This is a genomic window from Pseudomonas sp. K5002 (genome assembly GCF_013386655.1).
Lineage (GTDB): Bacteria > Pseudomonadota > Gammaproteobacteria > Pseudomonadales > Pseudomonadaceae > Aquipseudomonas.
The window spans coordinates 1-711 of record NZ_JACARK010001181.1 but is presented as its reverse complement, the minus strand read 5'-3'; the positions used below and the strand labels follow the sequence as shown (position 1 = coordinate 711).

General features: G+C 60.1%; 2 protein-coding genes. One reads left to right on the top strand and one right to left on the bottom strand.

The window, feature by feature from the left end; genetic code table 11:
* Positions 1–200 (bottom strand): MarR family transcriptional regulator (locus HX846_RS34650; protein WP_178967197.1); only part of this gene is annotated, 200 nt, incomplete at its 3' end.
* A gap of 212 nt (positions 201–412) precedes the next feature.
* On the opposite strand from HX846_RS34650, the gene HX846_RS34645 reads away from it, so the two are divergent.
* Positions 413–711: OprD family outer membrane porin (locus HX846_RS34645; RefSeq protein WP_178967196.1), on the top strand; the 299-nt coding region annotated here is incomplete at its 3' end.

Here is a 711-nt window from a genome sequence, read left to right as displayed (position 1 = left end):
CCGGTCATGCTCGGCTTGAGGATGCATGCGAGGTGCGCCAGTTGGTGGCTTTCGAGTTCGCCTTGCTGGCGCAGGATGCGGATCACCCGCCACTGCTGTTCGGTCAGGTCATGTTCATTGAGCAACGGCCGGAAGAACGCCATGGTCGCTTCGCGGGCCTGGAGCAAGGTGAGCGTAAGGGACGGTCTGGGGGTGGGCATGGTTCACGCGCAATAGAGGTCGAAGCGACGAAGCTTAGAGTCGGTGTCCCGCGTGCGCAACCCGACGCACGCAGCAAGTCGTTAATTTCGAAACGAATTCATAAAAACCTGTTAATCCAGCTATTCAGCTTAAAGATAACATGTTAACAATATGCCCGCCCCTGCCCTGGTGGCGGGCTCTACCAACAAAAACAACAAAAGGAACGCCCCTCATGCATTCGTGCCTCTTTCGCACGGCGGCAAGCGCTGGCCTGTGCGCCGCGTTTAGCCCTCTGGTCGCCCACGCCGACTTCATCCAGGACAGCAAGGCCAGCCTGGACCTGCGCAATTTCTACATGAACCGCGACTTTCGCCAGGCCAACGCGCCGCAGAACAAGGCAGACGAATGGGCGCAAGGTTTTGTGCTGCGCCTGGAGTCGGGCTATACCGAAGGCGTGGTCGGGTTTGGCGTGGACGCCCTGGGTGAAATGGGCCTGAAGCTCGACTCCAGCCGCGACCGCCGGGGCACCGG